Genomic DNA, 22,489 nt, shown 5'->3' on the forward strand with positions numbered 1-22,489 from the left:
ATCGCTGCAGCGGACATTTGACCCGCTACATACTTTTGCTATTGTAAAATCAGGCGTCGCCTTAAATGTCGCTGAGCTCAGGCGTTGGGCAGCCGGGCGTAGGCAGAGCGAGCGAGGACTCCGGCCATGAACATTTTCAAGGCAGCGACGCAGCCGCTGAAGGAGCCCACAGTATCCACCGTGACGCCAACGCCTGCGAGCAGCACGATGGTGCCCGCCATCGACCTCCTGCGCGTCTTTTCCCCAGGCCAGTGGGAGGACTTCGTTTTGGAGTGGGCCCACAGCCTGAAGAGCCGGTACCAACGCGTTGAGCGCTGCGGCGGAGCGGGCGACCTCGGTCGCGACGTTGTGGCATTCGTCTCTGACGACGAGTGGCACAACTATCAGTGCAAGCACTATAAGGACCCGCTGCAACCGCACCAGGTCGTCCTTGAGCTGGGGAAGCTCTGCTACTACGTTCACGAGGAGGCGTTTTCGGCCCCAGCCGAGTACTACTTCGTGGCTCCCCAAGGGGCAGGGAACAGTCTGTCGCTGCTCTTCAAGAAGCCCGAGGAGCTCCGCGCGCGGCTCATCAAGGACTGGGCGACAAAGTGCGAGGATAACATCACCTCCACGAAGAAGGTCCCGCTGACCGGCGAGCTCCTGGACTTCGTCGAGGGCTTCGACTTCAGCATCGTCAGCTACGTCCCGCCGATGGATCTCATCGAACAACATGCGCTGACACGCTGGCATGCCGCTCGATTTCCAGGGGGCCTACCGCCTCGGCCGCCTGCAGTAGTTCCGCACATCGACGAGGAGAAGTTCGAGAGCCCATACATCGGTCGACTCCTAGAGGCGTACTCCAATCACACCGGCGTGGCCCTGAGCGTCGCGGACTTGGCCTCACGCGAGCATCTCCATCGGCATTTGATGCGGAGTCGTGAGCGATTCTTTCATGCTGAATCACTCCGCAACTTCTCCCGCGACATCCTTCCACCTGGGCAATTCGAAGATCTTCAGGAGGAGTTCTTCGATTCAGTCATCGACACCGTGGAGGACATCACCCACGCCGATGGGTTACAGCGGGTGAACGCCGCGACAGGAGTCGCGCAGCAGCTTGACCCGACGAACAACGCCCTGCGACAGGTACTCGGGGTCAAAGACAAGGCTGGCATCTGCCACCAGCTCGCCGACAACGCTCGACTCAAGTGGGTTCCGTGATGAGTACGTCGGACGCGACAACATCGTGGGTGTTCAACTCGCCAGTCGAGCTTGGGCTGCGCTCGCTTTGCGTCCTCGTCGAGCTCGACCCTCACCGCCACGACCTTCAGCGGCTCGTTCTGCTCGACTATCTACTGGTCCACTCGGCCGACGTGGGAGGCGGTCCCGAGAGCCTCCATCCTGCTGTGCCACAGCGCGGAGCTGAGGTTCTCGTGCGACGTGCCGTGCTGGAACCTGGCCTTGCCCTGTACGCTAAGCGTGGTCTTGTCTCAGTGACGATGGACGCGAACGGTTTCAGCTACGGCGCAACGGATCGGGGCGGCTGCTTCCTGGACACGCTGCGCAGCAGGTATGTCCAAGCCCTGCGGAGCCGTGCGAGCTGGATCGCGGCGAGTTTCGGAGAGTTGGAGACCAGCGAGATCACCCGATACGTCAGTACCGAGCTCGATCGGTGGGGTGGGCAGTTCTCCGAGTATGGTGGATTGAGGAGGTCACCATGATGAACGGTAGCGCTCGACGCGGGTTCGAGCTTCGGGAGCTTCGACTCTGTGGCCCGGATCAAGTGCCCGGACGTCTCTTCTTCGCGTCGGGGCTCAACGTCATCGAGGGCTCGTCGGACACTGGAAAGTCGTACGCGCTGAGTTGTATTGACTTCGTGATGGGATCTGGCACTCCTCCCGAAGAGATTCCGCAAGCGCGATTGTACGATGTTGCCTATCTCTGCATCCAAGCGGCGAGCGGTCAGTTCTACACTCTGAAGCGTGCTCTCGTTGGCGGGAAGATCGGAGTCTTTCGTGGACGGATTGATGATGCTCTCGGAGCCGATGACGAGTGGGAGGTGCTGGGTGAGACCACCAACGCCAAGGAGTCTGTCTCCGGTTTTTTGCTTGGCTTGTGTGGCCTTCATGATAGGCGAGTCCGCAAGAACGACAGCGGGACGACTCAGGAGGCTAGCTTCAGGGTCCTATCAAAGGCCCTGCTCGTCGATGAAGAGCGGATCATCGCGAAACGCTCTCCCCTCTACGGTTCCCAGAACACCGGCAACACCGCCGCCGCAAGCACGATCCGGATGCTGCTGACGGGCGTCGATGACTCCGGCATCGTGCAGCCAGAAGACACGAAGACATCTGCGGGCCGGCTGGCAGGACGGAAGGAGGCGATTGAGGGTCTGCTTGAGAGTGATCAAGCCGCGCTTGATGAACTCCTCGACAACATGGATATGACGCCTGAGGTGGTGTCCGAACTTGAAGTCAAGCTGCGTGAGCTGGGCGAGCTGTCAAGCACGGCTTTTGCCGATCTTCACGCCGCTGAGTCGAAGCGAGGAAAGCTCGTGAACCAGCAACGCGAGCAACGCGGACGGTTGGATGAGCTCGACGGGATGCTCGCACGTGCTTCATTGCTCGACGCGCACTATGAGTCTGATCTGCTTCGGCTCGAGGCCATGGGAGAGTCTTCCTATCTCTTGCAGATGTACGGCGACAAGTCGTGCGACTACTGTGGCGCTGAACCAGAACATCAGCGGCATGATGATGCTCACGCGCCTGAGTCAATGCTCCGGGCCGCCCAGGCAGAAGCGGCGAAAGTCCAGCGCCTCAGAGCGGAACTTCGCATTGCAGCGGACCAGCTGACCACCGAGCAGTGTGTCTTGGCAGCGAGCCTGGGGGAGACCGATGCAGCGATCCAGGAGATCTCCGAAGAGGTTGAGGTAGCCCTTGCACCGAAAGTCCGAGCCACGGCCAACGAACTCCGAGCGATCCAGGGCAGCTACGGAGCGTTCGTAAGGGTGGAGCAACTGCGCGACCAGATCGACTCGCTCAAGAGCCAAATGCTCGACCTGGATGCCACGCCCGACAAAGGGGAGAAGTTGGAGTTCATCAAGCTCACAGCGAACACTATGTCTGACATTTGCTCACGCATCAGGACGCTCCTCATCGCATGGAGGGTGGCTGACGACATTACCGTGGCATTCGACGAGAAGAGCGCTGATCTCGTTGTAAATGGCCGGAAGCGAACGAGTCATGGCAAGGGCGTGCGTGCGGTCATGTGCGCTGGCTACGTGATCGGACTGATGCAAGAGGCACTCGGGGCGGACACTGGGCACCCTGGTTTCGTCGTCCTGGATACCCCGTTGAACCCTTACAAGGAGGCCGACGCCGACGACGATGGTGAGGTCGCCACCTCGGTGAAGGATGCCTTCTATCGGAACCTCTGTTCGTCGAGCGCGCTTGGCCAAGTGGTCGTCTTCGAGAACGTGGCTCCTCCTGCCGATGTGCAAGCGTCCTGCAACCACGTCCACTTTTCGAGGAGCTCCTCGGGACGGTACGGCTTCTTGCCGGTTTCTATGCGACCGTAGTGCTTCAGCTGTGCGTAAGTCGGAGTGAACGGAACCTATTGCCTCCGAAGATCCGAGAAACGCTGCCCAACAAGTCGTTCGAGCGGACGCGTTGGCGTGCGCCACTCAACTTTGACGTTAGCTGTTTTGAGGAATGCCATGATCCTTTACAAGTACATGAGCGCGGAGGTGGCGAGGAAGGTTTTGCAGGGCAATTCAATTGCCTTTGCAATCGCCAGCGAGTTTAATGACCCTTTTGAAACTATCGCCGGATATCCAGTCCATCCGTCAAACCCGATCGGAGAGCTATTCGATGGCATTCGTTCTTGGGACTCGCGTCATGTATGGACGGAAAACAGTGGTGTGCTGAGCCTAACTCGAACCGCGAAAAATCCGCTGATGTGGTCGCATTATGCAAATGAGCATCACGGTGCGGTAATCGGGTTTGATGCTCAGTTGGCAGGCTTTACCGACGAAGAGACCTGTCTCATTCCCGCCCAGCATGGAAGCATCATTTACACGCAAACGCGGCCATCTACCACCCTGACAGCTAATCCCAAAGGTGACCCCGTGAACGTCGGTCACACTCATCACTATCCCGTTGGTCATCACGAGAAATTGAGTAGGCTCTTCTTGCATAAGTCCATGCGTTGGGCCTATGAGGAAGAGGTGCGAGTTGTGAAATGCATCGCCGACAAGGATGGGGCTGGAGCCAACGCCAGCGGAAATTTTGAAGTGGTTGAAGCTAACGGACGTCGGTTGTATTGCTATCGCTTGCCAACAGGAAGCATCAAGGAAATTTGCCTTGGGTTGAGGCACGAGGCGTTGTCTTCCCCCCAGACATTTTCGGAATACTCTGCATTCGCAGAGCAGGTGCAGCCTGGAGTTAAGATCTTGACTTGTCGCATGGCAGATAAATCTTGGGATATTGAAGTTGATATTCCCTAGTAAAGACACAGCTAACAACACGTTGCAGCGGACATCTGACTCGTTACCCATTTTTGCTATCGTAAAAAAGAGCGTTGCCTCAAATTCAGCTGAGCTCAGGTGTTGTATGAGGATTCTCCGAAAGCCCGCTTCTGGCCGGACAACGACGGCCCGGGATAGACCGTCGTTTGTCCTTATCAAACTTCGGTCTGTTCTGCCATTTCCAACGCATCATCTACCTCGATCCCTAGATACCTGACGGTGTGATGAAAATTAACGATTATGCCTATCATAAGTTTAGAATGGCTTTTGCGGCTGTATTTTCAGGAAAAAAGTGCCGGCAAGTAAATCCGATCATAGAACGCGCGGTTTAATATGCTGTTATGGGTGCTTCACGAGGCTTCAGCTTTGGTTGTGCAGTGCCGTGAAAAAAAAGGCCTAATAGAATTGCTCGTTGGCCAATATAAGTGTTAACAAAAAATGTTAAAGGGGACATATAACTATGTTGGAATTTATTGGTTTTTTAGTCGTTGCTTATTTTTTATGGAAAGTAGTCTCTGCTGGGATTTCAGGAGGAGTGAAAGGCCACATAATGCGATCTGTGGCCCACGCCACGTCTCTCGGTGTGCCTTACGAATATGCCCTCCGAATGATCTCAAACAGAAAAATTATGAAGGACTGCCGTTCACGTATGTTGGCTCTTGAGGCGGATTTTAGCGCTAAGGATGGACATGTACAGAACGGCGAGATTATTCACATGCTATACAAAGGTCACTTGGAGGAGACAGACCAGGGCAAAGCGACAACTGACATGATTCACCGTATGCTCAGGCGAGATCCTGCTGAAGAAATAATTCCGAGTAAACTGTTAGGCGAAGTAACTCTTTCAGACATATTAGAGCGTGCTGAAAACGAAGGAGTGCCTCGTGAAGAAAGCCTGCTAATTCTAAAGAGTCAACGCGTAAAGCTGGAGAACTTGTTGAGGGAACTCGATCAATTACAAGGTGGTGTGGCCGCTACGGGTAAGATGGGGGATTATGGTTGGATAGAACCAGCTTATCTGTGGAGACGTAATATAGTGCGGGCTATAGAGAGTATTTATGGTGAAAGATTTGAAAATCGTTCGAGTGACTGGGGGACAGATGAAGACATCCGATTCTTGATCCAAAGGGCAGCGAACAACCCTGACTCAATGCATAGATATCCCAATCTCAAGTTCGGTACCGTCGCTGAGTTCGTTAATAGATGTAAATCGGGTTGTGAGTGGTATGAAGGATACGGTGGTGTCCAGTTTTGGTGTCCAATTGGTGAGAAAACATACCACACAGTCATCAGCACCTTAGTTCCTGAATTGCAAGATGAGAGCGGTGTGAAAATCAGGGCGAGGCTTGAAACGTCGGCGGACACAGAAAAGAAAGAACCTGATATGCTGACCACAGATTTGGAAGAAGATAGTGTCAGTGAAATATAGAAAGAAAGGTGATTAGTGCTTTGGGCATTTCAATCGTGCCCTTAGTTCGCCTTTAGACCAATCATGAGAGCAATTAATTGCCAGGCAACATGGTGTGCCATTACAAAAAATAGTGTTTAGTTAACACCTGCTGAATACGATATTTCCCCCCTGAGGCGTGAATACTTCGTACTGTTTAGCAGTAATTAGGTAGCAGAAGTGTCTTGGACTAGTCCTTATTCTCATACGATAAAGGTGTAGAGCACCATCGCGAACTGTACCTTATATTAGGTTTGCCGAAATATCCGCTTTTGGCCGATAGTGGCCAAGCCAACTTTGGTGTTGCAGAGTTGCATATCCGAGAATCATGGCACTGAATGCATCTGTTGCCAGGTAGAGAATTGCTTAGCCTGTGCTGTTTAGGTGTGTTGTTATTATCTGTATCAACCTGATGGTCGAGAGGAAATTGAACTGACGCCTGATAGCGCCATCGAAGAAAATATCAGATAAAGGTCGGCTTTTGCTGACAAGCTATTACTACCCGTTCTTGCAGGATGGGGTCTTCGCGGAGGACTTTATGGACTACGAACATGCAATTGTGAAATTCGAAGACGGGATTGGCACCCTGTTCTGCAACGGCTGCGGCATTATCATCGCTGAGGGTTCCCAGCATGAGGATAGAGAGCACTACTGTAGCATGTGCATGAGCGGCAATTGCAAAGCAAAATTCAAGGACGGAAACTGACATTACCAGCCCGCCACTCTCCGCGTTTTAGGGAAGGGGCGTGGAATAGATGTTGTGAACATCATTAATCTGAAAACTTTTTAACATCCGCTCTTGGCCGATATCTGAAGGAGTACAATACGGTCTTTTTCCTTACGCTCGACGACCGTTCCTTCAGAAGTCCCAGGAGGTAGGGGGTGTACCCAATGACTCGTATACTCGTATAGATGAACCGCTGCATGTTAGTAATTAAGAAATCTTGGTCAGTTTTTGTGAGCAATTTAGTGTACACCTAGACTATAGATACATAGTTTAGGTGTACATTTATGAATCAGATGACCGCTCGGCAGCGACTAGACGGCTGGGACAAGTTAGGGCGAAGCGTATTCACGCTAAGTGACTTGGCAAAGATCTTTCATGAAGACAAACCGAAAACCCTTCAGGAAGGGATCAACCGACTGCGTAGGCATGGCGTTCTTGAAGGCGTTGCTCGGGGCATCTATTGTTACGCCCTTACGCGCACTCCCGACCCATATCGGCTAGAGCGAATCGCTCGGGCCATGCGCCGTGGGGAGTACAGCTACGTGTCGCTGGAGTCTGCCCTGTCAGAGTATGGGGCCATCTCACAAATCCCCGTCGATCGCCTCACCATTATGACAACTGGGCGTAAAGGTACGCACCGCACTCCTTATGGCACCATTGAGTTCACTCATACGAGTAGACCCATCATTGAGCTGCTAGCGCGCATGCGTGATATTGGACGGCCGCTCAAAATGGCGACGCCTGAAGCTGCCTGGGCGGATCTCAAACGTGTGGGGCGAAATACGTATTTAGTCGATGTGGAGGTGATCCATGGCCAGGATTTTGCCAAGCTATGATTTCGCCAGGAGCCTTTTTTAATCCTATGCATAGCGCTGATGAACCAAAGCAGCAAATTACTACCGTAATTTGGAGTGTAGCTGTCGAGCTGTTTGGTGGGGATCAAACAGCAGCGGACCTGTGGTTGCACAGTGAAGCAATGGGTCTGGATTGGCGCGTCTCATTGACATCATAGAGGAGGATGCGCAGCAGGTGCTGGATCTGATTATAAGAATGGGCAGAGGCGTTTACACATAACCTCGCTATTCTTTGACAAGCGCGTGGTTGTAATCCTAGCAAGCACGCTCTTGGCCGCTATTTGCTGCACAAAATGTGTCCATACGAAACAATACATCATGTAGAGTTTCCCCACTCTAGAACATGTAACACGCGTTGCACTTGCTTCTTACCTGATTCAGTTTCGCAAAGTACCAACGGAATTTGGCCGTTCAACGACTAGTTAGGTCGGGACAGCGCCAGGTAATAGCGGCATCTGAGTCCTCCCACACATTTAGAGCTAGTATACTGGTGTGTGACTGCACTCAGTCGCTCAAGCTTTTGATCCAGCTTGGTTGTTTGCTAGTTTTTACCTGATGTGTTTGATGGGTTAGGAATAGCTTCGAGACTTTTCTGTTTAGTTTCAATAGGTCCCACTTTGACAGAAATTCTGTTCCAAAGCTAAAAATCCAGTTTTTCTTAATAAAATTGTTTTTCTGGGGACGTGTAAGTTATGAATTGCTTAAAAAGCTATGTTTTACAAGAGGAAATGGAGCTGACTCATCCACTCACCCACCCAGTAAAGCATTTTTTGTCCAGTTTTCCGTTCTGCGACATATAATGTCGCAAATGCGGCTCATACTAGTTGGCAATCACAGCGCATTGGAGAGCCTTCTATGTATGCAACCCCCGCTCAAGCGCAGCTGCTGCTGCGCCACCAGGTAGAGCAACTAGCTAGCGACCCAACACTGGCTGAGAAACTGCCACCGCTTATGCTTTGGGGGCCGCCAGGCGTGGGGAAAAGCTCGGTGGTGCGCCAAGTGGCTGAACAGCAAGGCATTGGCTTTATCGATATTCGCCTAGCCCAGCGTGAACCCATCGATCTGCGTGGCCTGCCGGTGCCTGATCATGAGCGCGGTGTGGTGGACTGGCTGCTGGCCGGTGAGTGGCCGCGAGACCCCAAAAGTCGTGGCATTCTGCTGTTTGATGAGCTCACCGCCGCAGACCGCAGCCTGCAGGTCGCTGCTTATGAGCTTATTTTAGACCGACGCTTAGGGGATCTTTACCGACTGCCGCCGGGCTGGCTGGTGGTGGGAGCTGGAAACCGCAGCGAAGACCGCGCCGTCGCGCAAACATTCTCTAGCGCCCTAGCGAACCGCTTTTGTCATATCAGCTTAACGCCAGACCTAGACACCTGGACTCGCTGGGCGGCTGGTGAGGGGCTACACCCCGATGTGACGGCATTTTTACGCTTTCGGCCAGAATGTTTCTTCGATATGGAGGGTAACGTTGAGCAGGGCTGGCCAAGCCCGCGTAGCTGGACGCGCGTGGCGCAGTCGCTTAACCACAGTCAAGGGCTGCCCGCCAGCACCTTAGCTCTGATCGTCCATGGTTTAGTCGGGCAGGGCGCGGCGACGGAGTTTTTAGCGTTCCGTGACTGGGCCCTCAAACTACCAGATATTCCTGCCATGCTGAATGGAAAAGTGCCCATCGATATTCCAACGCGCGCTGATCAGCGCTACGCTTTTTGTGCGGGGCTTGCCCACACGTTATGGCAACATGTTGCAGATGACGCACTTTATGATGCTAAAACACAGCAGCGTATCGCACGTTTTTTTCAGATCAGCCAAGCGCTCAGCGCCGACTTTGCCACGCTAGCGCTGATGGATGCCATGCAAGGTGCCAATGACGCCCAACAGCAAACGCGTACCTTAGCGTTAATGAGCCACCCCGCCTTTGATGCGTGGAGCGAGCAGCATGGGAGTGTGTTTCAAACGCACCTGGCCAATCATATGAGTGCTGCGTTGGCGGCTGAGCCGGCGCCATGAGCGACCAGCGCGGCCCTAGCGCCGCCGAACAGACGCTCAAGCGCCACATCCAGCGCCAGTGCGAAGCAGACCGTGCAGTGTTAATGTCGGCACAACCGTTTACCGCTCGGTTACTTATGCAGCTGTCGGTCGTTACCGTCGTCGATGACCGCCTACCGACGGCGGGCACGGATGGCGAAACGATCTTCGTCAATGCCCAGTTTATGGCCCAGCGCAGTGATGCGGATCGCCGTTTTATTTTGGCCCATGAGGTGTGGCACTGCGCCTTGGGACATCATGCTCGGCAGTTCGGGCGTGACCCAAACGACTGGAACCGCGCCTGTGACTACGAAATCAACGGCATCTTGCGCGAAGAGCTACGCCACTGCCCAGACGATGCGCTCTACCACCGACGCTATTTAGGCAGCTCTGCTGAGCACATCTACGCCGACCTTCGCCAGCATCCCCACCGACGAGAGCGTGGGCGTGTACTGGATGAACATACGCTCCATGTTGCCGTTACGGCAGCGGGGGGCGTGATCGACCCAGACTTCACACCCAAGCCTGTCACGCCAGAAAACGCTCGGGTCTGGCAGCAGCGCTTAGTCGCTACTGCCCAGCAGCATCAGCGTCAGCAAGGCCATTTGCCAGGGCATCTGAACACGCTCATCGAGCGCTTGCGTAAACCCCAAGTGCCTTGGCAGCAGGTGTTGGCTAGCCACATTCAACGGACGTTAACCGGCAACCGGCAGTGGCTACCGCCATCACGTCGTCATCTGCATCGTGGCCTGTACCTGCCCAGCCAGCGTAGCCAAACGCTCGCTCTTGCCGTCGCCATCGACACCAGCGGCAGTTGCCAGCGGGCGTTACCGCACTTTTTAAGCGAACTTGCCGGTATTTTAGCGGCCTGCGATCGGGTGGCGGTGGACGTCATTGAGTTCGATAGCCAGATTACCCAGCGTAGCATGCTGCACGAAGGCCAGCTCCATGAGCTCGCTCATTGGCAGTGCCAAGGCGGTGGAGGAAGCGATATCCGCCCTGTGTTTGAATCGCTGGCGAACTCACCACCTAACGTACTGGTGGCGTTAACAGATGGAATGATCAATGCACCCCTGCGGTCACCAGGCTACCCGGTGATTTGGTGTCTCTCTGCCAACCACCGGCCCCCTGTGCCCTGGGGTGAGGCGCTATCCATGGATGGACAGCCTATCGCGGAGCACACCCCTAGCCACAGACCTGCCAGGTCTTCAAACGGCGGTCACACTGAGCGTGATGAGCGGGAGGCTATCTTGGGAAGTGTAACGAATCATAGCAACTAGGGAGAGGGACATCGTACTATGCGTTTTGGTAAGACACCATCCTCGCCGTTAATAAAGCCATATTTCTTTTGTGCGCTATAAGCAATGATGACACCTTGCACGACAAGTCCCTTACATCATGATGTTATCCGTGGATATGCGGTGTGTTTTTAACACCGCGATATAACTCTAAGGTTGCTCATCATAACTAAAAAGAGACTAAGCAGGGAGGTTGTAATGTAAGCTCATAATCTTACGATAAGCTTGCTCTCTCTTAAGCTTCTGCCCTAAGGTAAGTGTGCCTTAAATATGCAGCCTGAGCCTATAAAGAGATTATTCATGGAAAAAGTCACCTATATAGAAGAGTACGTCGTACCTCAGCTTTTCACGACAGCGTTTGAAGCCTACGAATTTGAGCATCGAGGCCGTGAGCGTTCAAAAGGGTATGCGAAGCTGGAAACGTTCGGCCTTCTTTGGGGATATTCCATTCCGGCAAAAGGTGATTTGCCTGCACGAATCGTCGCCACAATGTCGACAGTTGAAACGTCAGCGACTCGCCATGAAGATTGGGTTCAGCCAAATTTTGACTCTATCATTGCCAAAAAACAGTTTTTTGAGCGCTACTGGCAAAATATTGAGCTGGTGGGCACCTTTCATTCTCATCCGTATGAAAACCTTGATGACGTCAAACTTAATAGAGGCTGGCAAGGCTCACCAGAAGATCAAGAGTTTTGGCCTTACTTCCATCAGCTAGTGGCTCCCGAACAGCAGCTGATGACTCACTTGGTCATTACGATTGCTAAGATGTCAAAGCGGGGCTGGGCCATGCCGGATCGTTTAAAGGGCGGTGAGCATGACAAAGGGTATGTGCTAAGCGCAGACGAACGTAAATTTTGGCTACGTGCTTACGCGACTAATCAAATGCTAGATGGTGAGTATGAGTTTTCAGATGACATGGGACTGCAAGTTCCTGCGCTTCATGATTTCATGAAGTGGTCATCTCGTTAAGCTGAATTGTTCTAATCGATGTCCATGTGCTTGCTGGTAACCGTGAACATCTCTGCACTGATATCCGCTTCACGTATCCCAAAACAGCTCATGGGCATAACATCTCGGTTTGGCGGCAGGGTCAATTGTGATTACTGCTCGCCTAACCAACCCATGACTGCCTGCAGTGCTTGTTCCGAGGGCATGGCATTGCGCTTGTCTCGCGCCTGACTAAGCACCCATTTATCACCCAAGGGAGCAATGGCAACGGATAAGTGCTCTGGTTGGCTCATGTGGTAAATCGCGATAGACCCTTGTGCCACCAACGTGTGGTAACTTCCCACACAGTGCTGCATGCGTTTTCCTTCAAGCAAGAGTGAACTCCAAGAGGTTAAGGCGCAAATACCTTCTTGGTTCGGTAGAGGGGCGTTGGGGAAAGGCCCGTAACGCTTTTCCAGCATGTCAGCTTGAACCGCACTTTGCGCAGCATTTCGGGCATTAAAGTGTGCGATACGACGATCATGCAGCGCTTGTAGCTCCGCTATCGATCTAACACGACGAAGCCTTGAGAGGTTGGCAGCATCTAGGCGGTGTGTGTCTTCTAGCATGGACGTTAGCCAAGTGCGATCATGAGCTCGGTTGGTCGGGTTCAACGCCTCATCAATGAGCGCGAGTAATCCTGGCCATCGTTCCCCTTGGTAATTCCCTAAGAAAATTAACTGTTGAGCATAGGGTGACGGATGGTGCCGAAGTAGTGACGTTGTCCCGGCATCCATTAATGCGCGTTTAAGTGCGATGAACTCTCGCCCAATCATAGGGGTGAGCGCGCATCGGCGCAGCAGTTTGGCAGTCGCCTGCGTACTGGGTAAGCCAGCATAGCCGCACAGCTCAGATTGCTTTTTACTGAGCATGCTCAATAAATAGTGTTCTGACCACTGATGCTCGATGGCTTTCTCAGTGAGTAACACCAGTAGCAGGGGAGAGGAAACCGCCAGATCCAAGGCCGTTGGATGGCGGCCTGTCAGCTGGGCCAGCTCCATGCCCAAAAAGGGTACGGCGTTAACCAGTGTTGTTACCTCAGCAGGCATGCCCCGCGTTAAGGCCTCGCCATGAGTGCTCATCAGGGCCTGCCAACCAATCCCCGCAGGGGCTAAGAACTCTCCCCACGCCAGCGGCTCATGTTGGGTTTCGCTGAACCATGCAAACGGTGTGGGTGAGCGCCATGGAGATACTTTCACGACCAGGGGGTAGCCAACAGCAGCGGATAAGTCGAAGACGATGCGTTGATCGTCACGAACCGCCATCTTCTGATGAGATGTCGGTACCCATCGCTGTAAGGCACGGTGCATCCATGCGCGCATAGGTATTTTAAGCCTCAGTCTTGATGATGGATCACACCCACACTCGTAAAACCTGTCAACGCTAGCGGCGCTCCCGGTGAATGGGTATAAGCCACTAGCGCCTCCCCATAAGCCGCCGCGTAATCCAGGCAAGCCACGTTACGGCCCAAGCGCAGCGGGGTGCCTGTCAGCGCATAATGACCAAAAAAAGTAGGGTGGGCGTTATGGGGATAGCCATGCTCACGCGCCTGGGTGGGTAAGAGCTCCCAAGGGTGAATCAGTGCCACGTCGTTGGGCCACCACCGAACGCGCTTTCTAATAGTACGAAACCCCGACGCTGAGACATAGGGACGAACCGTGTGTTCGCAGCCGGCAATCACTCGATCCATCGCAAAATAGGTGGTCGAGTACGTGTCTTCATAAGCGGCCATGGCGGCATCGTCCAAGCAGCGAATGCCCATCGCTTTTAAATGCTGAAGTGAAGCTTCATGCCACCAAGCATGTACCACGCGACAATGCTCTAGCTCTAAAAAGAGAGGCTGTGTGCGTAGCCACTGAAAATGATCAAGGAGTAGCGCTAGGCCATCTTCCTCGTTGGCAAATTCATCGACCAGCCGTTGGCGATCATTATGCTGGCGCGTGGCATGAATAAAAGCGCTTAGATCGTCTTGATGGTGATACGCGTCTCGTACCCAGTTCAGTTCGTGATTCCCCACGACCATAAGCGCGTGACCCGCATCGACCATTTGGCGCACGAGGCGAAGTACCGCGCCTGGCCACGGCCCTTTATCAATAATATCGCCAACAAATACCGCCACATGCCCCGGTTGCTGCCAACCCTGCGGCCCCTTGCGATACCCCAAGCGGGTTAAGAGTGCCTCCAGCGTCGCTAACTGGCCATGCACATCACCGATGATATCGTAGTGGGGTGTATTGCTCATGCAGCCTCTCCTCCGTGTTGAGTGCTGCCAGCATCGCATTAGGGTGCGACGCTTGGTGTCGCATGCGAGCGATAAGGTATGAAAACTACCTTATGTAGAGGCGCTTATGACGAACGAGAATCGACCCCCGCAACAGCCACTGCCCGCCATCAATCCCTATATGGATGAGTTATACCGTTATCTTGGTGCGCTGTTAGGCTTAGCAGCTGGAGATGCGTTAGGTACCACACTGGAATTTTGTATCCGGGATCAACATCCCAACCACACGGAGATGCGCGGAGGCGGTGTCTTTAATGTTGCCTCTGGGGAGTGGACAGACGATACCGCCATGGCGCTGTGTTTGGCTGAAAGTCTGGTGAGTCGCCAGTCGTTTGATCCGCATGATCAGTTAAGCCGCTACGTGCGCTGGTGGCGTGAAGGCTATATGGCCTGCCAAGGCCGCTGCATTGATATTGGCGGCACTACCTTGGATGCCTTGCAACGTTTTGAACGCACACAAGACACCAATGCGGGCGGCACCCAGGCGTATCAAAGCGGTAATGGCGGCATTATGCGCCTCGCGCCAGCCGTTATGGTGGCGAATAGCGAGCAAGAGGCAGTGTCGTTAGCGGTGCGAAGCAGTCTTACCACGCATGCTAGCCCCGAATGCCTGGATGCGGCCGCATTAATGGGTGCCGTGCTTTGGCGGTTGTTGCAAGGCGAGCCTCTGCGCAAGGTGCTCGCACAGATGCCGACTACCCCTGCCCAAGGCGATCGTATCTTAGCGCTTCAGGCGGGGCTGTTTTGTGAGCTGTCGCGCGAGGAAGTGTCTTCCAGTGGCTATGTCATCGACACCCTAGAGGCTGCCCTATGGTGCTGTTGGCAGGCACGTTCGTTGGAAGAAGCGCTAGTGCTGGCCGCCAACTTAGGCGATGACGCTGACACCGTTGCTGCAGTAACGGGGCAGCTGGCAGGTGCTGCGTGGGGAGTTAAAGCACTGCCCGAACGGTGGTTAACGACGTTAGCGTGGCGAGAAAAAATAGATCAACTGGCAAGAGCGCTATACGCCCTCAAACAACGTGGAGAGTGAACTATGCCGCGCTTAGTTAAGACCACGATGGAGATTGGCCTCCAAGCACAGCGGGATATCCTATTTTTAACCTTTAAAAATGAGCGTCATGACGACGATATTTTGGGTACGCACTGGGAAGATCACCAGGGTCGCCAACACGTTGTTGAGTGGCTAGAGGCTAATGAGATTCCATGGGAGCCATGCGTGCATGCAGCGCCAGGCAAGGCTCCGTGCTGTTACCAAGGGTCTATTTACTTGGCAGTGGCGCCTGATGAAGACAGCCCAACCTACCAAAAGGTGCTGTCATTTTTGGAGGATGAGACGGGGGAGTGCCGTTTCCCGAGCGTAGATTTTTGGCTATACCCATTTCACTTAATTGAGCAACATGCAGGCCAGTGCTGATCAGAGCGGTCTGTGCTAATTCGTTTCGTGAGTCTGCCCATTGTTGCAACGTATGTGCGCATTTAAGGCTGTTAAGTGAAGTCATTACCAATCAATAAATGCGGGGCGTGGCGGAGCACAAAGCGGCCCACCTCAGGCCCCGCAATCAAGTCAATGGTGCGTCCACACGCTTCGCTCTTTTCCGCCGCATAGTTCTCAAGTGTTTCGGTTGCCTGCCCTGTGGTGATCAATAAGCCACCATCGGCGTTGTACTTCTCCATGCCTTCAACAATCTGATCAACAGCGTTAAGGTCGTGATGCGCACCCGAATAGGACTTTGCTTGCACTACCAAGCGCGTACTCAGTGTTACACCACCAATGGGGTTCTGAAAATCAACGAGTAAGTCTGCACCATGATCAGTACGCCAGCCAAAACCGTTTTTAACCGACACGGTGTGTGGCATCTGCATAAACACTTCATGCAGAAATATCTCGAAATCCTTGCCTTTGTTCATCTCCTGAATGGCCTGCGTAAGTCGAGGTAAAACGTCCTGATTCACGCGTTCTCTCAGGTGGATAATACTTCTTAGGCTAGGCGTAATATCGTTGTAGCGGCTTGTTTTCAGATTCTCGATGCTTGTCAAAAAATCCGCAACGTTCAAAACGCGTTGACCGCGACGCATAGGCCTCAAGTTTACCGATGGAAGGACGTTGGTATCGTTGCGTGAAAACTCGATTAGGGTGCTAGGGTCAACGGTCAGATAGTTACAAAAGTCGCGTCCCCAGGCGCACTCTACGCCCTGATCAAAGTCATACTCCCCACAGACCTGAACGGCAACACATTGCCCATAGGCTGGCAGGTTAACGTGCACAATCCAGTCGCCTGGCTTAATGTTAAGCAGGAAGCCGTTAGCCCCATGGTATTGCTCTCGTAGCGACACCTCTTGATCCCACATGCCAAAGCGTGACTTGCCTTCTTTAATCGCATTGTAAATGGAAGAGCGTGCGGTATCGGGCACTTTCGCAAAGGTAAAAACCTGGGGCAACATGGGGCGTTCTCAGTAGTATGAAATTTGAAAGAGCTTACCTTAATATAAGGCTTTATGAATATTCACATTGTTGATATAACTTGCATCGATCACACGCTAGCCGGCTTTGAGCACATCCCTACAGATAAGTTGTCTGGCACTTAGAAGGATTAAGCCCAAGAAAAAATGCAAGATGTGCCGCATAGCTGGCCTATGTCGGCTATTCGTGCCGTACAGCCCCAACCTGAAAGATATCGCTAACTGGGCTGTCCGCCAGCAGAGCAGCTGCAGCAGCAACATGGTTGGGCACATGCACTAGAAAATTGACTAATAACCGGTGAACCTCTTGATCGCTGAATTGCTCTGGCGCTGAATAGAACTGTACTAAGCGATCTAGGTCGCCTAGCCAATCAGTCATATGGAAGGCGACATCCGCACTTTCAGAAGACGAGAGTTCCGACGTGTTTTGTACCGCTTCCTGTATACGCCGTCTGACTGTATTCCCAATGATTTCTTGCTTCATGTGAGCTTCCCAAAGCCGATGCCAGTTGCTAACGCGTCAAATGGTCTGCGATGTATATTCACACTATTTTAAGTAGAATGCCCAAATACATTTAGCCCAGGTAGACTACTGGCTTAACCATGCAGCGAATATAGATTAACTGGGGAGGTAACTTGGCTGAGATTTACCCACGCCTGAGCGAGACCGAGCTCAACGCGCTACCTTCCCGGGCGGAAGCCAACGTTTACCGGCAGCTGCGCGTATTAGATTTCTCCGGCCTTGAGGTGATGCACAGCCTGGCTACGCAAACCCGTAACGATAAGGGAACGTGGGTAGGTGAGATCGACTTCCTGCTATTTCATCCGCAATACGGCATTCAGCTTTGGGAAGTCAAAGGTGGCGGCGTGTGGCTGGATGGGGAAGGGCAGTGGTGGTCACAGGGCAACCATGGCACCCATAAGCTGACGACCACGCCGCTTGAACAGTTAAAAAAGCAGACCGGCAGCCTGGTGCAGGCACTGAACCGCGTGCTGCCGGGGATCAAGTTACCCATTGCACCGGTGTTGGTGTTTCCTGACACGCGAGAATGGCAAGGTACATTTCCTGAGCTCACCCTTAACCGCGACCACGTCTTGCTGAAAGGCGATATGCTGAGTTTAAACGCCGAGCAGCTTATCGCACGTTTTCAAAACACGGCTTGGGCGGGCCGGGGTGCCGTCAATTCGCTACCGCTTACCAAACAGCAAACCAGGTTGATACAACACCATTTGCTACGCCCTGCGTGTGCACTGACCACAAGCGTGGCTGAACAAGCCCGTGATGTGGAAGCGGCACTGTTTCGCTTGAGTGAAGAGCAGCAGTGGGTACTGCGACTGTTAGAGCACATTCCCCGTATGGCGATTTATGGGGGAGCAGGCACTGGCAAAAGCGTGCTGGCGCGAATGCGTGCCGAGCAACAGGCAAGAGAAGGAAAGAAAGTGCTTCTGCTGTGCTTCAATATTGCCTTGGCAGGCGCCCATCGCCAAGCAATGGCCGATACTCAGCTCGGTATGATCGAGATAGCCACCTTTCATGAGCTTTGCCAAACGCGGGCAAAGCAGGCAGGGATCAGCTGGCCAGTGCCGGAAGCGCCGAATGAGCTACCTCGCTTTTACAATGAAACAGCCCCAGATTTGCTGATTGAGGCTTTGCAAAAAGCCCCCGAACAGTGGGATGCCCTTATCGTCGATGAAGCACAAGACTACGTCCCCGAATGGTGGCTGCCGCTTTATGAAATGCTAGCAGAAGACGCCAGCGTGACGCTTTTAGCAGACCCTGCCCAAAACCTCTACGCACGGGATTATCACCTGCCGGTAGATGTGTTCGAAGGCATGGTGCCGTATCCGTTTACTCTGCATCGTAACTACCGTAATGCCTATGAAATTGCCTGCTGGCTAAAAGAGCGCCACGGTGCAGCCGCAGAGCCAGGGGAGCATCTGCCCAGCAGCCAAAATGCAGTGGCTGTACACACCTGGAAAAAGCCTCAAGACCAATGGCCGCTGCTACAAAAAGCCATTGCCGAGCTGGAGCAAGATGGCTTCCAACCGCAAGATATCTTGCTACTTACTCCCTTCAAGGTAGCCAACAGCCAAGTGCTACAAGCGCTTATAGAGCACAGTCCACAATATGGCGAGCGTATGTTTAATGTTGCAGCAGTAAAAGGTCTTGAAGCGCCAGTGGTAATCCTAGTGGATATCGGCGCAAATGGTTGGGCGGGAAACCCGAAAGTGGAGTATGTGGCGGCATCACGGGCAAGGGTTAAGGTAGAAGTGTTTACGTCTGCACAGAGTTTTAAATAAGCCTCAACGTCTATCATGCATTCGAGCTGCCCAAGCTCCACGAGGAGAACGGCGTTGCTCGTCTCTCGCAGTCGATGTTAAATGCGAATTTAGACTAAAGTCTCAACCAAGTTGAAGCGGTTCTGTTTGCTGTGCATAACCCGCTGCAATAATGCGTTTTACTACCCGGGGCATGTGTTTATCCAGGCTTGGGGCCTTTGCGTTTCGATTCCCGGCCCATGACACTCTTAGTTGCCTTAGCGTATCATCACGCGTAACGAAAAATACTGAGCACCGCTTAAGAGTGCCTTTTGCAGATTCATCTGTTAATGAAAAACAGTGCAGGGAGCCACCGATGCAAAGCGTTTTGACGACGTGCAAGCCAAGGCCAGAAATTCTGGCGGGAACCTTCAACCCGGAAATTTTTACCGCAAGCCTCAACCGCGTGCTTACCGACTATCGCAAGGGGGCTGCTAAGGAAGGCGCTCAGTCGCTCTATTCTGATCCGGCAGCCTTTTTCCGTGAAGCGACTTATCCCACTGCAGGCTTACGTGCGATTGTCGATAATGCGCTGGCACGCCTAGTCAATGGTGATCTATCGCGCCCAGCCATGCAGCGCCTGGATACGGCCTTTGGCGGCGGTAAGACGCATACGCTGATTGCGCTTCTACACGCGGCTATGCAAGGCAATCGCTTGGCAGAGCCTATGGCCGATATCGTCCCGGCTGAGCGCTTAGGAGAGCCTGGCCAAATCCGTGTAGTGGGTGTGATAGGTGATACTGTGGATACGCTGCGGGAAACCGCCGGTGGGGCAGAGCCTAAACCTAATACGCTTTGGTGGATCATTGCTTCGCAGCTGCTGGATGAAAGCCAGCGTGAGCCGATTATTAGCCGATTAGATGGCTCTTCTTCCCCTGCATCAGATGAGTTTTTTGATCACCTTTTTGGAGATCAGCCCACACTCATCATTGTTGATGAAATTGCTCAGTACCTTTCACGTATTGAAGCCGCTTTTCCAAGTGTTGGAGCGGAACAGGCAGCGGCATTTCTCATGTCGCTCTCTACTTACGCGCGTGAAAAAGCTAATTTAGCTGTCGTCATTAGTTTAGCCTCGGCAACCAATGCCTTTGGCGGCTTCAACAAGCTAATGGGTAACTTGCAATCTACACACGGGCTATCAAGCGCTGAGGCAGAAGCCATTACTGGTATAGCCAGCCGCCAGACGCTTGATGTCGTCAGCCGGACATCCGAGGCCACCACGCCGGTAACCGAGGGTGATCTTTCGCAGATAATGGCAAAGCGGCTATTTATCTCGGTCGATCAACAAGCGGCTCAACAAACTGTTGACGCTTTTGTTGAGATGTACCGCCAGGCGGGCACGGATCTACCGTCTAACGCTACGGATGTCACCGTATCAAACGAGTTGATGGCCAATTACCCATTCCACCCCACGTTGATTGCGTTCCTATCGCAGAAGTTGTCGCAGGTAGAGACGTTTCAAGGGACTCGCGGGCTATTACGAACCCTAGCGCGTACCGTGCGGCGTATTTGGGAAGCTAAGCGTGAAATTTCACTTATCCAGACCGGCCATATCGACCTCTCAGACAACACTATCCGCGCTGAGCTGCTAGGCAAAACCGGCAACGAAGATTTTCAGGCAGTGCTGGATGCCGATGTCACAAAAGTGGCCGGTAGCCAGTCAACGGCGCGTACTGTTGCTGGTGACCTTGATGCCCACAACCCGCACCCTGAAGGGTATCCCGTTCATGAATGGTCGTGGCGAGTGGTGTTTCTCCATAGTTTGATTGGCCGAGGCGGCGGCTTAGAAGACGAGCGTTACGGCATTGATTTAACCTCAGCAGTTTATGAAATGGCCTCGCCTGCGATGAAGCCTGCTACGGTTCGCTCGGCATTGGAGTTGATAGAGCGCGAAGCTAACTATTTACGCGAGCGTCACTCGCGCCTTTATGCTGATACGGTGCCGACGCTTAACAACATTCTGCGTCGCATACAGGGCAGCGTGACGGAGGACGAAGCGCTGACACGGATAGAGCAGGTGGTACGGGGGCTGATTAAAAGTTCTGCGGTATTTGATATCCACCACAATATTCATACTAGTGAGGATATTCCTGATAAACAGCGTAAGCCTCAGCTAGGTGTGGTGGCGTTTGATGTGGCTGACGTAGACCCTAGCCAGTTTATTGAACGCCGCAGTGACGCAGTGCGTGAGTATCAAAACCTGATTTTCTTGCTTGTGCCCAGCGCCACGCACATTAAAGGAACGACCTGGAGCGAACAGCGCACGCATCAAGAGCAGCGCGCCCGCGACAACATTATGCACTTGGCGCGTAAAGCCATTGCTGTTGAACGCCTGAAAGAGAACCCAGATAACTGGAACATTCGCCACGAGCAGCTGCAGCGCAGTGATTTTAAAGATCACGCAGCCAAGCGGCCTGCAGAGTTACGCACTGCCATTGATGAAATGTACCGTCAGCTGGTCTTTTCAGGGCGTGAAAATGGGCAAGTTGTTACCCGCGATATCGGAAAACGCGGCAGTGGTCCAGCGGCAGGTGGCTCTGGTGGCATCCATACTGAAGATGCCATTCTTAAGCAGCTCTCCGAAGAGGGCGAGCTAATAACAGAAGAACGAGCCAGCACTGCCGAAATATCGACACTGGTGGGCAAACTCTTCTTCCAAACGCGCAATCAGGTAAAAACTGCCGATTTAGTGACCAACTTTGCTTGCCGTAGAGAGTGGCCCATTCTGCAAGCGCCAGAATTGCTGGCTACGATCTTAGTGCAAGGCGCTAAGCGCAGCAGTTGGTGTTTGGGTTATTTTTCCCAACAGAATGATCCCAAGCCGGAAGTCCTCTATCATCAAGATAACGAGCCACCCTTGGGGCTAGACCCGCTAGCAGATAACGGCAAAAAATGGTTTGTATGCACCAAGGCCCATGCGAAGCAAATCGGCTGGCTGGAGAACATCGTCACCGGTTCGGATATCGTGGCACAGTGGACAGAAGAGGCGATTAATAGCCGAGAGGTGCTTAACCTCAATGAGCTAGCCACTGCTGTGGAACAGGCGCATGACAAGGTGTGTCCTCAAGAGCAGGAAAAGCAGCTACACAATTTATTAATAATGCGCGTAGTAGTCGCCTATCCAAAAGCGGCGTTTGACGAGCAGGGCAATGCCGACCCTGATCAAGCCATGACCGGCGATACGGTACCTCTAGAAGGCGTAAAAGAAGGTATCTTGGTACCTTACCGTATTGCTCAGGAACGTGGATGGTTAAGAGCGCCCAAGGTACAGCCCAAGAGCTTTACGCTGACGCAATCCGACAGCATCAAAAAGCTGTTTAACCTGCTGGCAGGCACCGGGCTGAGCCAATCCAAAACCGAAGTGCAAATGCTGCAGATTGCAGCAGCAACGCCTGACGGCGGGGCATTTCAGCTGGGAATGACACAAACCTCTATCAGCGCATTGGTCGAGAGCCGCCAGCTTTTCTCTTCGCTGAACAGTCGGCTACGCTTTACGGATGAGCGCAAACATCAAGTGCGCCTCACGCTGGGTGAGCTTGACCAGAACTGTAAATTTGTCTCTATGATGGAACAACTGAAGGATACGTAAA

The 22,489-nt window shown here is 53.2% G+C and carries 17 protein-coding genes; 13 read left to right on the plus strand and 4 right to left on the minus strand.

Translation table 11 applies throughout. From position 1 onward, the window contains the following. The first annotated feature begins 126 nt into the window (after positions 1 to 126). From M0220_RS13870 to M0220_RS13905, 9 genes are all read left to right on the plus strand, one after another. The gene (locus M0220_RS13870; protein WP_264017977.1) at positions 127 to 1,200 is read left to right on the plus strand and encodes an ABC-three component system protein; all 1,074 of its coding nucleotides are present in this window, start codon (positions 127 to 129) and stop codon (positions 1,198 to 1,200) included. Then, positions 1,200 to 1,700, plus strand: coding sequence for an ABC-three component system middle component 2 (locus tag M0220_RS17430; RefSeq protein WP_404813835.1), 501 nt, complete (start codon positions 1,200 to 1,202; stop codon positions 1,698 to 1,700). Before M0220_RS13870 ends, M0220_RS17430 begins: the two co-directional genes overlap by 1 nt. Beyond that, complete coding sequence (locus tag M0220_RS13875) at positions 1,697 to 3,553, plus strand: coiled-coil domain-containing protein (protein ID WP_264017978.1); 1,857 nt, start codon at positions 1,697 to 1,699, stop codon at positions 3,551 to 3,553. The genes M0220_RS17430 and M0220_RS13875 overlap by 4 nt, the downstream gene beginning before the upstream one ends. A 138-nt stretch (positions 3,554 to 3,691) precedes the next feature. Then, positions 3,692 to 4,480, plus strand: a complete 789-nt coding sequence (locus M0220_RS13880) for a DUF2971 domain-containing protein (RefSeq protein ID WP_264017979.1) — start codon at positions 3,692 to 3,694, stop codon at positions 4,478 to 4,480. Between the two features lie 481 nt (positions 4,481 to 4,961). Further along, positions 4,962 to 5,930: a hypothetical protein gene (locus M0220_RS13885; RefSeq protein WP_264017980.1), complete on the plus strand. Its 969-nt coding sequence runs from the start codon at positions 4,962 to 4,964 to the stop codon at positions 5,928 to 5,930. Between the two features lie 1,029 nt (positions 5,931 to 6,959). After that, a complete protein-coding gene (gene abiEi / locus M0220_RS13890; protein WP_264017981.1) occupies positions 6,960 to 7,511 on the plus strand; it encodes a type IV toxin-antitoxin system AbiEi family antitoxin in 552 nt (183 codons plus the stop codon). Positions 7,512 to 8,384: 873 nt separating this feature from the next. After that, positions 8,385 to 9,536 carry an ATP-binding protein gene (locus M0220_RS13895; RefSeq protein WP_264017982.1) on the plus strand — a complete coding sequence of 384 codons (1,152 nt, stop codon included), beginning with the start codon at positions 8,385 to 8,387 and terminating at the stop codon, positions 9,534 to 9,536. After that, positions 9,533 to 10,834 carry a vWA domain-containing protein gene (locus tag M0220_RS13900; RefSeq protein WP_264017983.1) on the plus strand — a complete coding sequence of 434 codons (1,302 nt, stop codon included), beginning with the start codon at positions 9,533 to 9,535 and terminating at the stop codon, positions 10,832 to 10,834. Before M0220_RS13895 ends, M0220_RS13900 begins: the two co-directional genes overlap by 4 nt. Before the next feature lie 318 nt (positions 10,835 to 11,152). After that, the gene (locus M0220_RS13905) at positions 11,153 to 11,821 is read left to right on the plus strand and encodes a hypothetical protein (RefSeq protein WP_264017984.1); all 669 of its coding nucleotides are present in this window, start codon (positions 11,153 to 11,155) and stop codon (positions 11,819 to 11,821) included. 131 nt (positions 11,822 to 11,952) lie between these two features. On the opposite strand, the gene M0220_RS13910 is transcribed toward M0220_RS13905, so the two are convergent. Both M0220_RS13910 and M0220_RS13915 read right to left on the minus strand, forming a co-directional pair. Further along, a complete protein-coding gene (locus M0220_RS13910) occupies positions 11,953 to 13,149 on the minus strand; it encodes a PcfJ domain-containing protein (protein ID WP_264017985.1) in 1,197 nt (398 codons plus the stop codon). Between the two features lie 26 nt (positions 13,150 to 13,175). After that, positions 13,176 to 14,081, minus strand: coding sequence for a metallophosphoesterase (locus M0220_RS13915; protein WP_264017986.1), 906 nt, complete (start codon positions 14,079 to 14,081; stop codon positions 13,176 to 13,178). A 106-nt stretch (positions 14,082 to 14,187) separates the two neighbouring features. Between M0220_RS13915 and M0220_RS13920 the strand changes: the two genes are divergently transcribed. Continuing rightward, the gene (locus M0220_RS13920; RefSeq protein ID WP_264017987.1) at positions 14,188 to 15,150 is read left to right on the plus strand and encodes an ADP-ribosylglycohydrolase family protein; all 963 of its coding nucleotides are present in this window, start codon (positions 14,188 to 14,190) and stop codon (positions 15,148 to 15,150) included. Between the two features lie 3 nt (positions 15,151 to 15,153). Further along, the gene (locus tag M0220_RS13925) at positions 15,154 to 15,534 is read left to right on the plus strand and encodes a hypothetical protein (RefSeq protein WP_264017988.1); all 381 of its coding nucleotides are present in this window, start codon (positions 15,154 to 15,156) and stop codon (positions 15,532 to 15,534) included. Between the two features lie 71 nt (positions 15,535 to 15,605). On the opposite strand, the gene M0220_RS13930 is transcribed toward M0220_RS13925, so the two are convergent. Beyond that, entirely contained in the window at positions 15,606 to 16,562 is a 957-nt protein-coding gene (locus tag M0220_RS13930; protein WP_264017989.1) for a restriction endonuclease, read from the minus strand. 199 nt (positions 16,563 to 16,761) lie between these two features. Then, positions 16,762 to 17,064, minus strand: coding sequence for a hypothetical protein (locus M0220_RS13935; protein WP_264017990.1), 303 nt, complete (start codon positions 17,062 to 17,064; stop codon positions 16,762 to 16,764). Positions 17,065 to 17,216: 152 nt separating this feature from the next. Here M0220_RS13935 and M0220_RS13940 point away from each other — a divergent pair, with 152 nt between their 5' ends. Continuing rightward, a complete protein-coding gene (locus M0220_RS13940) occupies positions 17,217 to 18,881 on the plus strand; it encodes a nuclease-related domain-containing DEAD/DEAH box helicase (protein ID WP_264017991.1) in 1,665 nt (554 codons plus the stop codon). 334 nt (positions 18,882 to 19,215) lie between these two features. Further along, entirely contained in the window at positions 19,216 to 22,488 is a 3,273-nt protein-coding gene (locus tag M0220_RS13945) for a DUF499 domain-containing protein (protein WP_264017992.1), read from the plus strand. Position 22,489 lies beyond the last annotated feature (1 nt).

It is taken from the genome of Halomonas qinghailakensis (assembly GCF_025820815.1).
Taxonomy (GTDB): domain Bacteria; phylum Pseudomonadota; class Gammaproteobacteria; order Pseudomonadales; family Halomonadaceae; genus Vreelandella; species Vreelandella qaidamensis.

Coding starts and splice junctions, on each gene's coding strand:
- M0220_RS13870 (WP_264017977.1), top strand. CDS start 127: ATGAACATTTTCAAGGCAGCGACGCAGCCGCTGAAGGAGCCCACAGTA.
- M0220_RS17430 (WP_404813835.1), top strand. CDS start 1,200: ATGAGTACGTCGGACGCGACAACATCGTGGGTGTTCAACTCGCCAGTC.
- M0220_RS13875 (WP_264017978.1), top strand. CDS start 1,697: ATGATGAACGGTAGCGCTCGACGCGGGTTCGAGCTTCGGGAGCTTCGA.
- M0220_RS13880 (WP_264017979.1), top strand. CDS start 3,692: ATGATCCTTTACAAGTACATGAGCGCGGAGGTGGCGAGGAAGGTTTTG.
- M0220_RS13885 (WP_264017980.1), top strand. CDS start 4,962: ATGTTGGAATTTATTGGTTTTTTAGTCGTTGCTTATTTTTTATGGAAA.
- abiEi (WP_264017981.1), top strand. CDS start 6,960: ATGAATCAGATGACCGCTCGGCAGCGACTAGACGGCTGGGACAAGTTA.
- M0220_RS13895 (WP_264017982.1), top strand. CDS start 8,385: ATGTATGCAACCCCCGCTCAAGCGCAGCTGCTGCTGCGCCACCAGGTA.
- M0220_RS13900 (WP_264017983.1), top strand. CDS start 9,533: ATGAGCGACCAGCGCGGCCCTAGCGCCGCCGAACAGACGCTCAAGCGC.
- M0220_RS13905 (WP_264017984.1), top strand. CDS start 11,153: ATGGAAAAAGTCACCTATATAGAAGAGTACGTCGTACCTCAGCTTTTC.
- M0220_RS13910 (WP_264017985.1), bottom strand. CDS start 13,149: ATGCACCGTGCCTTACAGCGATGGGTACCGACATCTCATCAGAAGATG.
- M0220_RS13915 (WP_264017986.1), bottom strand. CDS start 14,081: ATGAGCAATACACCCCACTACGATATCATCGGTGATGTGCATGGCCAG.
- M0220_RS13920 (WP_264017987.1), top strand. CDS start 14,188: ATGACGAACGAGAATCGACCCCCGCAACAGCCACTGCCCGCCATCAAT.
- M0220_RS13925 (WP_264017988.1), top strand. CDS start 15,154: ATGCCGCGCTTAGTTAAGACCACGATGGAGATTGGCCTCCAAGCACAG.
- M0220_RS13930 (WP_264017989.1), bottom strand. CDS start 16,562: ATGTTGCCCCAGGTTTTTACCTTTGCGAAAGTGCCCGATACCGCACGC.
- M0220_RS13935 (WP_264017990.1), bottom strand. CDS start 17,064: ATGAAGCAAGAAATCATTGGGAATACAGTCAGACGGCGTATACAGGAA.
- M0220_RS13945 (WP_264017992.1), top strand. CDS start 19,216: ATGCAAAGCGTTTTGACGACGTGCAAGCCAAGGCCAGAAATTCTGGCG.